Genomic DNA, 9,241 nt, shown 5'->3' with positions numbered 1-9,241 from the left:
GGTTGGGGTGTTGCTCGACGACGAACGCGCCCGCTCGCGCCCACCGCTTGATCTCCTCGTTGTCGCGCATCCGGTCGGAAAACCCTTCCAGGCCCTCGCGGACGAGGTCGTGGGCGGCGGCCTCCACGTCGCCTTTCGCGACGAAGTCGTAATCGAGGTCGTCGCGTTCGGTCTCCTCGGCGCCCTTGTTCTCCTCGCCGACGCCGAAGCGGATCGGGCCCCCGAGGAGGGTCGTGCCGTCGGCCTCCCAGGTGAGTCGGCGGACTTCGTCGGGTTCGGCCGGGGTGCCGCCGACGTACTTGCCGGGGACGGTCATGCCGCCGACGTAGATCAGCAGGTCGGCGTCGGCCACGTCGGCCCAGCGGCGCTTGTCGTCGCGCAGGCCGTCGATGGTGTGGTAGGTGATCCGTCCTTCGGGCACGCCGGCGTCGACGAGCGCCCCCGCGGTGTACCGGGGGTACGTCGAGATGTAGGGCGGCACGCCGAAATGAGCCGGCTCGTCGACGTACCCGTCGACGATGGTCACGTCCAGCGTCGCGGGGTCGGTGGTCATAGGCCCTCGGTACTGGCTCGACGGGTATAAACTATCTTTTTCGGCCACTCCTCGATGCCGGCGCGGCCGACCCCCGCGGTCGACCGTCCCCGGCGGGCACTCACCCCGCGTCCGCCTTCCCCTCGGCGGCGCCGGCCCCGTCGTCGGTCTGTTCGATGCTCGCTTCCTCGGGCGACGTTCCGGCCTGTTCGCGGCCGAAACAGTCGAGGGCGAGCTTCGCGCCGCCGAGGACGACGGGACCGATAAACAGCCCGACGGCGCCGAAGGCGACGAGCCCGCCGAAGATGCCGACGATGACGATCGCGGAGTTGAACGCGGCGGTCTGGCCGATCAGCGCCGGGCGGAGATAGGAGTCCGAGAAGGTGACGAACAGGCCGTAGACGGCGAGCGCCGCGCCGGCTCGCGGGCGTCCGACCGCCACGAGGTACGCCGCCGCGGGGATCCAGACGCCGAAGGCCCCGACCAGCGGGAGCAGCGTCAGGACGAAGGTGGCGACCGTGAGGAAGACGATGGCCGGGACGCCGGCGACGAAGAGACCGGCGCCCAGCATCACCGCCTGGATGGCCGCGACGGCGACGTTCCCGACGACCGACGCCCACATGAGATCGTCCAGTCCAGCGCGGAGTTCGGCCAGGTCCTCGTCGGGGACCGGCAACACCCACTCGACCCACTCGAGGAGCCGCTCGCCGTCGCGCAACAGCGCGAACAGGACGAACAGCGTGACGGTCAGCCCGATGAACAGGCCCGGAAGGCTGCCGGCGAGGTCGACCGCGCCGTTCGTGACCTCCCGGATGGCCGCGGCGATCCGACCCTGGTTGGCCTCGTAGAGGGCGACCAGATCGACCGCGTAACCGTTGGTCTCGAACAGCTGCTCGATCGTTCCCACATCGATCTCGCCCTGCCTGATCGACCGGACGACCCCGAACGACTGCCGGACGGCGACCGTGAGGACGTAAGCGAGCGGGAGCAGGACGACGAGCAGCGTCGCCACGACCACGCCCATCGCCGCCACCATCGGGCGGACGTGCCGCTCCAGGCGTCGCTGGAGCGGATAGAGGATGTACGCGAGGACGACGCCGAACAGGACGAACTGGAGGTACGGGAGCAACACCGACAGCGCGAGGACGACGCTCACCAGCGCCACGGCGGTCAGCCCCGGCTGTTCGACGAGCCAGGCCGGCGGTTGGGGACCATCCGACATAGCCCCCGATTCAACGGCCTGATACATTAGTTCGGTGATGGGTGCGGGCGAACCAGTCAGTGCGCTCGGTCCGTCACTGCTCGTCTGTTCGCGCCCCAGCCGTCTCGTTCGTTCGCCGGCGGTCGCCGACGGCTACAGCGTCGCGCCGCCCCGACAGCGGGGACAGAAGATCTGCCCCTCCCGAACCAGCAGCAGGCTCCGTTCGCATCCGTCGCACGGACCGCTCACGGAGAGCCCGCCGACTTCGGTCGCGACGCCCTTGAGCGCGTTCCGCACGCGTTCGAGCTGGCGCTCCTGGGCGTCCAGACGCCTCGCGAGCCGTTCGATCTCAGCGCGGTCGACCCCTCGCTCCGACTGGGTGGCCATAGATGGCGGTTTCCCCCCGAAGCGTATAGCTGTCTCCTCCGGGGAGCCAACGCGGCAACGAACCGGCGAGGAACGAGCGCGCACGCCTCGGTATCGAGCACGCAAGGGGACGGCAAGCGACGGGTGCGAGCTGTGAGCCGTCGCCCGCGCCGCGTCGCCCGCGTCCCGCGAACGGCCGCGGCGCTCAGTCGTCGGCGCTGACCGGTCCCTCGTCGGCCTGGGCGTACCAGAGGTCGGCGTAGTCACCGCCGTCGACGAGCAGGTCGTCGTGGGACCCGCGCTCGACGACCCGGCCCTCGTCCATGACGACGATGCTGTCGGCGTCCCGGATGGTCGACAGCCGGTGAGCGATGACGAAGGCGGTTCGGTCCTCGACCAGTCGGTCGAGGCTCTCCTGGATGCGTTCCTCGGTCTCGGTGTCCACGTCGCTGGTCGCCTCGTCGAAGATGATGATCTCGGGGTCGTTCAACAGGGCGCGAGCGATGGCGACCCGCTGGCGCTGGCCGCCCGAGAGCTTGATGCCGCGCTCGCCGATCTGGGTGTCGTAGCCCTCCGGCAGACCCTCGATGAAGGCGTGGGCCTCGGCGGCGTCGGCGGCCTCGCGGACGCGCTCGCGAGCGGCCTCGGCGTCCGCCGCGCGCCGACGGTCTGCGCGCGCTCGTTCGTCGCCACCGTCGTCCTCACGGGCGCGTCGCTGTTCGCCGGCGAGCACCTCGCGGTCGCCGTACGCGATGTTCTCGGCGACGGTCCCGGAGAAGAGGTACGGCTGCTGTTCGACGACGGCGACGTGGTCGCGCAGGGTCTGGAGGCGGTACTCGCGCACGTCGGTCCCGTCGACGCGGACCGCTCCCTCGTCGGGGTCGTGGAACCGCGGGACGAGCTTCAGCAGTGTCGACTTGCCGGCGCCGGTCGGGCCCGCGAGGCCGACGGTGTCGCCCGCCTCGACCTCTAGATCCACGTCGCGGACGACCGGCTCCGAATCGTACGCGAACGTCACGTCGTCGAAGGCGACGCTCCCGTCCATCGACTCGGGCTCGTAGGGGTCGGCGGGCTCGGTGATAGCGGGCTCGCGACCGAGCAGGCCGAACACCCGCTCGGCGCTGGACTTGGCGAGCTGGTACTTGTTGGCGGACTTGCCGACCCGGCGCATCGGCGAGTACAGCCGCCGGAGATAGAGGAAGAAGACGGCGAAGGTCCCGGCGCTCAGGGCCGCCTCGCTCTCGGGGTTGGCGATGAAGTCCATCCCGGCGACGTAGAGGATGGCGACGAAGACGACGCCGGTCAGCAGGCGCAGGCCGGCGAAGAAGGCCCGGCGGATCCGCAACGCGGCGACCTTCTCGTCGTGGTAGGTCTGGCTCTGGGCCTCGACGCGCTCGCGCTCGAAGCCGTACCGGTCGAAGGCTTTGATGACCGCGGCCCCGCTGAGGTTGTTCTCCAGGCGGGTGTTGAGCCGCGAGACGGTCCGGCGGATCGACCGGTAGCGCGGCTCGATCCACGTGAGGAAGTAGCCGCTCGCGATCCCGATGATCGGCACCGGAGCCAGCGCGATGAGCGCGAGCTTCACCGAGTACGTCGAGAGGATGACGGCGATGCCGCCGACGGTGGCGACGACGCGGATGAACTGGCGGAATTCGGTGTTGAGAAACGACTCCAGGCGGTTGATGTCGCTGTTGAGGATCGACATCATCCCGCCCGTCTGGTGGTCGGCGAAGAAGTCCATCGACAGGCGCTGGAGGTGGTCGTAGGTGTCGTTGCGCAGGTCGCGCTGGATCTTCTGGGCCGAGGACTGCAGGAGGTATCGCGAGACGAAGCGGCTCACCGACCTGACGACGTAGGCGACTGCGGCGAGGACGACCAACCGCCGAAGGAACGCCACTTTCGCGGCCTCGCTCGTGATCGCGCCGCTCGGGAGGAGCCCGGCCTGGGTCAGCAGGCCCGGTTCGCCGTTGTTCAGGAGGACGCGGTCGATGGCCGCGGCGACGATGATCGGCGGGACCAGCCGGGCGAACCGCGTCAGGAACGACGCGACGACGCCGACCGTCAACCTGGGCCAGTACGGCGTCGCGTAGCCGAACAGCTGGAGCATCGGGTGACGGTCGAGGTTCTCGCGGATCCCCTCGAACCCCCCGTGTTCGTCGCTCATACCACCGCGTTCGACTCCGCACTCAAGTATCCCGGGCTTGCGGTCGGGCGCGCCGGTTCACCGCCCTCGGCTCGGCCGGCCCCCGACCGAACGGAGCGGTTCGATTATCGCCGTCGAAAATCCGGCAGTCAGCTATAACACCCTCGTCTCGGATGAGTTCGTATGATGGACTCGTCGTCGATCGACGTGTTGCTCGTCGACGACAGCGGCTTCTTTCGCACGATCGTCTCCGACCGGCTAGGGGAGGCGGAGAACGTCTCGGTGTGGAAGGCCGAGGACGGCGAAGAGGCTCTAGAGACCCTCGCCGACCGCTCGGTCGACTGCGTCGTCAGCGACTTCGAGATGCCCGGACTGAACGGCCTGGAACTGTACGAGCGCGTCCACGCGGAGTACGGCCTCCCCTTTATCCTGCTGACCGGACAGGGCGACGAGCGGACGGCCAGCCGGGCGATCGGCGCCGGCGTCGACGACTACCTCCGGAAGGACGACATCGCCGAGGAGGGGCAGCTACAGCTGCTGGCCAACCGCATCGAGAACGTCGTCGCCCAGCGCCGCGCCAACGAGAAGTACGAACTGCTGGTCAACAACACGCCCGACGAGATCACGCAGGTCGCCGTCGACGGGACGATCACGGCCGCCAATGAGGCGGCCGCACGCTCGTTCGACACCACCCGCTCGGAGCTGACCGGGACGCACCTCTCGGACGTGCTCCCGAAGGAGACGGCGGCGAGCCGGATCGAACACGGGCGACGCGCGCTCACTGCGGGGTCGGCCGTCACCTTCCAGGACACCTTCGGCGTCCGGCACTTCCACAACGTCGCCGCCCCGGTCAGCGTCGGCAGCGAGGCAAACTCCTTTCAGCTCATCACCCGCGACATCACCGAGCAGAAGCGCCGCGAGCGCGAACTGGAGACTCGCACGGAGGAGCTGGCGGTCATCAACCGGCTCGTGCGCCACGACATCAACAACGACATCCAGCTACTGCTCGCCTGGGCGGACGGGATCGACCGGTTCGTCGACGACGAGGAGGGCCGGGAGTACGTCGAGCGCATCCAGAACACCTGCGACCACATCGACGAGCTGACGACGATCGCCCGCGACTTCGTCGACTCGATCGGCAGCGACGCGGAGTTCTCACTGACGGGGATCGACCTCCGGCAGATCCTCGACGACGAGATCGAGAAGGCCGACCGCCGGCACGACAACCTGTCCGTTACGGTCGAGCGCCCGATCCCGTCGGTCGCCGTCAGAGCGAACGAACTGCTGTCGTCCGTGTTCGGCAACCTGCTGAGCAACGCCGTTCGCCACAACGACTCGGCCGACCCGCAGGTCAGCGTCACCGTCGAGGTATCGACCACCGAGGTCACCGTCCGCTTCGCCGACAACGGCCCCGGCATCCCCGACGGCCAGAAGGACTCGATCTTCGGCAAGGGCGAGATGGGGCCCGAGAGCCCCGGCACGGGGATCGGACTCTACCTCGCCCACACGCTCGTCGAGCAGTACGGCGGCGAGATCGAAGTGGTGGACGGCGAGCCGACCGGCTCGGTGTTCACGGTCACGCTGCCCAAGCACGCGTGAGTGGCTCGTCAGCCATCAACTGATGATTTAGTGGACTCTGTTTCTCCGTTTTGGAACTCGGACGAATTACTAGCTATCAGGTACAGCGTGCAGGATACAGCGCACATTCGCATTTCTCAGACATCTCCAACCATCTCTTATACAGTTCTCTAATTTGGTTACTCTTCTCCCAACGCAGCCGCGATAATCGCAGCAACAATTAGTATAGCTATCACGCCAGCCGAGAGCCACGAAAAGGCCGGGGTTGAGGCCAACGAAGATTGGATATCGATGGCAGCATTGGCCAGTGGTCCTGCGATGACGATGAGTACGAACACCCCGAGTATGAACCGGGGCGAAATCTGTCCCCGTTGTGCCCCGCTCGCATTCGTGTTTACACTGTGCATCGATGTTTGCTGTCGCGCTCTCTCCTGCTGGTCTGACATCGCGAACGGATAATGGTGTGAAGAATGTAATAAACCAAAAGGCCGTTCATATTCCCTATACCCCCAGTTTACAGCCATCACAGGGGGGACTTATCACCGTAAACCCCCTACTCAACGCTTTTACTTCCCGCTTCCTTTACACGATGTAATGGTGCGAATTCCTAACGAATTCTGCAACGAGTTTGATGAAAAAGGCGAGACGTTCTTCGAGATCGCGGAGATGCTGTACACCCATCCTGGCCGACAGTACACTCAGGACGAGCTTGCGAAAAAAGTAGACCGTTCGAACACGACCGTTAGTAATCATACCAGCAAGATGGTCAACGAGGGGTGGCTCGACCGCCATGAGGACCAGACTACGTTCGTTTGGAATACGGATGCCCACAATCCAGCCAGCACTGAAGGAGTTACTGCAGTCAAAAGATTCTACGCTGACTTCTGGAACCTGTTGAAGAAACACTCAGAAACGGCCCCAGGTACGATGGCGATCATAGGATTCGCTTTAATACTCTCAGCACTCGTGATTTTCGCGTTTTTTGTAGGGTTCTCGTTAGGAATAACTCGTGAGTCCGTTATTCCGACCACATCTTATTTTGTTATCGCCGCAGGGTCCTTCCTGGCAGGGGTTATTGTAACGTTCCTTTCACCGTTACAGGCGGCCGTGAACCGGTTCGTCTGGAGCATCATCCCAGCGGATCTTTTTCAAAATGAGTAGCCGGAGTTCTGACTAACTATTTAAATTTGTCCACGGGAAATTAGTTCAGAAAGAACTTACACTGGGTTCTGAACGTATGATCAATATTTTGTATACAGCAAAAAACATCAGAATTCGCCGACATCAGATCGGACCATCTAAATCTCATCAATGTACGGTTGTCGAAGCGCCGAGGTCGCCTCGGTCGCGTTCGTGCGCCCGACCGGTCAGACGTAGATGTGCCCTTCCTCACGAGGGCCGTGGCGGGGCGGGTCGGCGCCGACGCGACCGGCGGAGACGGCCGCGGCGAGGCTGTCGAGCGCGTCGTGACTGCCCTCGTAGGTGTCTCGGAACTCGCCGATGTCGACGCTACAGGCCTCGATCCCCTCCAGATTGGTCGCGCGGCGCTCGCGGTGGTCGCCCTTGTAGCCCTCGCGGTAGAGGCCCAGCCAGCCGAAGGTGGCCGCGGGGTACACCTCGACGACGCGCGTGTCCGCGAGGCCCGGCTGCATGGGGGCGACGACCGCGTCGGGGTCGTCGGCCAGTCCGGCGAGGACGTTGCGGATCCCGTGGAACGTCTGGTACTGGACGATCGAGTCGTACGGGCACAGCGCCGCCCGCCGGAGGTCGGTCTCTCGGCGCAGTTGCGCGGTGCCGTCGCCTGTGTAGGCCCGCGCGGTCGACCGGCAGGTCGAGGCGAAGCCGTCGGGGTCGTCCGGGCCGTCGCCGGTCAGCCACCCGACCAGGCCCAGCCAGGTACCGCCGCAGTGTTCGTCGAGCAATGCCTGAGGCAGGCTGAACGGGAAGTCCAGCCCGACGACCGAGAAGTCGGTCGCTCGCTCGCGGAGGCCGGCGTGCGCGCGCTCGCGGTCGACGCCCCACTCGTCGGCCGCGCTGTAACAGTCGTCGACGACGAGCCCGTCCCTCGTCGACCGCGCCTCCGTCAGCCACAGCGAGCGCCCCGCGTCCGCCGCACCGCTGAAATCCACGCCCAGGACACGCGAACCCATACCACCCGTCTCTCACTCGCCCGATATGAAGGTTCGGCCTCCGGACCGGCTACGGGGCGACCGCGACCAGCCGGCCCTCCCTCGCGGAACTGAAGCGATGTCGGGGAGAGAGGCGCGAGGCGCCCGTCGGCGTTGCGCTCGGATCGATATGAGGTCATAATACGTCACCCCGTCCTAAAACACCCTTCCCCGAAGGCATTATCCGTGGGTTTTCGTTACCAACGTCGCGCAACCGTGGTAGAAAAAATCGGAAGCAGAGATAGTAGTGGCGAAAGTGTGGATAGAGGTGGACATATGATCGGTCGGAGGTCGGTGTTGCAGCTACTCACAGCTCTCGGTGCGGTCGGTGCGACCGCGGGCGGCGCGGCCGCGGAGTCGGCCCCGGCGTCGGTCGAGACCCGCGGCGGACCGTCGATGACGAGCCCGGCCGACCTGGCCGAGCAGGGTCAGGACCAGCCGGTCGGGACCGAGGCGTTGCTGTCGTACCTGGAGGCCAAGTACGGCGACGCGCTCACGGAGGAGGACCTCTCGGCGCTGGAGGAGGAGGTCGCCGGTAACATCGCCACCGCCCAGGCGCTCGACGAGACCGACCTGGCCAACGGCGACGACATGGCGCTACGGTTCGAGCCCTACCGGGGGTCGTGGGACTGATGCCGGTCACCGACGAGGATCTGTTCGACACGGTGCCCGAGCTGGCCGAGAAGCTCAGAGCCGGCGAGTTCACCTCGCGGGAGCTGACAGCGGCGTATCTCGACCGACTGGAGCGGATCGGGCCGAAGCTGAACGCCGTCGTGACGACGACCGAGGACCGGGCGCTTGAGTACGCCGACCGCGCCGACGCGGAGCTGGCCAACGGCGTCGACCGCGGGCCGCTGCACGGCATCCCCTACGGGCTGAAAGACCTCGTCGCGGTCGACGGCTACGAGACGACGTGGGGCGCGGCGCCCTACCGGGACCAGGAGTTCGACTACAACGCCGAGATCGTCGAGCGGTTCGACGAGGCGGGCGCGGTGCTGGTCGCGAAGCTCGCGATGGTCGAGCTCGCCGGCGGGATGGGGTACTCGCCGGACGCGATGAGCTTCACCGGGACCGCCTACACGCCCTGGAACCTCGACGTGTGGAGCGGCGGATCCTCCAGCGGTCCGGGCGCGGCGACCGCCGCCGGATTAGTCGGCTTCTCGGTCGGCTCGGAGACCTGGGGATCGATCTTCTCCCCGTCGGGCAACTGCGGGCTGTCGGGACTGCGACCGACGTACGGCGCGATCAGCAGG

The 9,241-nt window shown here is 66.3% G+C and carries 9 protein-coding genes and 1 pseudogene; 4 read left to right on the top strand and 6 right to left on the bottom strand.

What is annotated here, in order from left to right; genetic code table 11:
- The 4 genes and pseudogenes from C475_RS20190 to C475_RS20175 form a co-directional block, all read right to left on the bottom strand.
- Window positions 1-553 (bottom strand): annotated as a pseudogene (locus C475_RS20190) (radical SAM protein); the annotation flags it as partial.
- 100 nt (window positions 554-653) lie between these two features.
- A complete protein-coding gene (locus C475_RS20185) occupies window positions 654-1,754 on the bottom strand; it encodes an AI-2E family transporter (RefSeq protein WP_006885759.1) in 1,101 nt (366 codons plus the stop codon).
- Between the two features lie 132 nt (window positions 1,755-1,886).
- A complete protein-coding gene (locus C475_RS20180; RefSeq protein ID WP_006885758.1) occupies window positions 1,887-2,120 on the bottom strand; it encodes a hypothetical protein in 234 nt (77 codons plus the stop codon).
- 184 nt (window positions 2,121-2,304) lie between these two features.
- Window positions 2,305-4,263 carry an ABC transporter ATP-binding protein gene (locus C475_RS20175; protein ID WP_006885757.1) on the bottom strand — a complete coding sequence of 653 codons (1,959 nt, stop codon included), beginning with the start codon at window positions 4,261-4,263 and terminating at the stop codon, window positions 2,305-2,307.
- A 162-nt stretch (window positions 4,264-4,425) separates the two neighbouring features.
- Here C475_RS20175 and C475_RS20170 point away from each other — a divergent pair, with 162 nt between their 5' ends.
- Complete coding sequence (locus C475_RS20170) at window positions 4,426-5,841, top strand: sensor histidine kinase (protein ID WP_049931070.1); 1,416 nt, start codon at window positions 4,426-4,428, stop codon at window positions 5,839-5,841.
- 158 nt (window positions 5,842-5,999) lie between these two features.
- Here C475_RS20170 and C475_RS24730 read toward each other — a convergent pair whose 3' ends face one another.
- Complete coding sequence (locus C475_RS24730) at window positions 6,000-6,266, bottom strand: hypothetical protein (RefSeq protein WP_204366201.1); 267 nt, start codon at window positions 6,264-6,266, stop codon at window positions 6,000-6,002.
- A gap of 148 nt (window positions 6,267-6,414) precedes the next feature.
- Between C475_RS24730 and C475_RS20165 the strand changes: the two genes are divergently transcribed.
- Window positions 6,415-6,981, top strand: a complete 567-nt coding sequence (locus tag C475_RS20165; RefSeq protein WP_006885755.1) for a helix-turn-helix domain-containing protein — start codon at window positions 6,415-6,417, stop codon at window positions 6,979-6,981.
- A 206-nt stretch (window positions 6,982-7,187) separates the two neighbouring features.
- On the opposite strand, the gene C475_RS20160 is transcribed toward C475_RS20165, so the two are convergent.
- Window positions 7,188-7,970: a DUF429 domain-containing protein gene (locus C475_RS20160; RefSeq protein WP_006885754.1), complete on the bottom strand. Its 783-nt coding sequence runs from the start codon at window positions 7,968-7,970 to the stop codon at window positions 7,188-7,190.
- A gap of 315 nt (window positions 7,971-8,285) precedes the next feature.
- Between C475_RS20160 and C475_RS20155 the strand changes: the two genes are divergently transcribed.
- Together C475_RS20155 and C475_RS20150 are read left to right on the top strand one after the other, a co-directional pair.
- A complete protein-coding gene (locus C475_RS20155) occupies window positions 8,286-8,621 on the top strand; it encodes a hypothetical protein (RefSeq protein WP_152436555.1) in 336 nt (111 codons plus the stop codon).
- Window positions 8,621-9,241 (top strand): amidase family protein (locus C475_RS20150; protein WP_161625231.1); only part of this gene is annotated, 621 nt, incomplete at its 3' end. The genes C475_RS20155 and C475_RS20150, both read left to right, overlap by 1 nt.

The organism is Halosimplex carlsbadense 2-9-1 (assembly GCF_000337455.1).
In the GTDB taxonomy this organism is placed as follows: Archaea; Halobacteriota; Halobacteria; order Halobacteriales; family Haloarculaceae; genus Halosimplex; species Halosimplex carlsbadense.
The sequence above is the reverse complement of the archived record's forward strand: the minus strand, read 5'-3'. Positions and strand labels throughout refer to the sequence as shown.

Bases quoted from the DNA above. Each gene is read 5' to 3' on its own strand.
- C475_RS20185 (WP_006885759.1), bottom strand. From the start codon at position 1,754: ATGTCGGATGGTCCCCAACCGCCGGCCTGGCTCGTCGAACAGCCGGGG.
- C475_RS20180 (WP_006885758.1), bottom strand. From the start codon at position 2,120: ATGGCCACCCAGTCGGAGCGAGGGGTCGACCGCGCTGAGATCGAACGG.
- C475_RS20175 (WP_006885757.1), bottom strand. From the start codon at position 4,263: ATGAGCGACGAACACGGGGGGTTCGAGGGGATCCGCGAGAACCTCGAC.
- C475_RS20170 (WP_049931070.1), top strand. From the start codon at position 4,426: ATGATGGACTCGTCGTCGATCGACGTGTTGCTCGTCGACGACAGCGGC.
- C475_RS24730 (WP_204366201.1), bottom strand. From the start codon at position 6,266: ATGTCAGACCAGCAGGAGAGAGCGCGACAGCAAACATCGATGCACAGT.
- C475_RS20165 (WP_006885755.1), top strand. From the start codon at position 6,415: ATGGTGCGAATTCCTAACGAATTCTGCAACGAGTTTGATGAAAAAGGC.
- C475_RS20160 (WP_006885754.1), bottom strand. From the start codon at position 7,970: ATGGGTTCGCGTGTCCTGGGCGTGGATTTCAGCGGTGCGGCGGACGCG.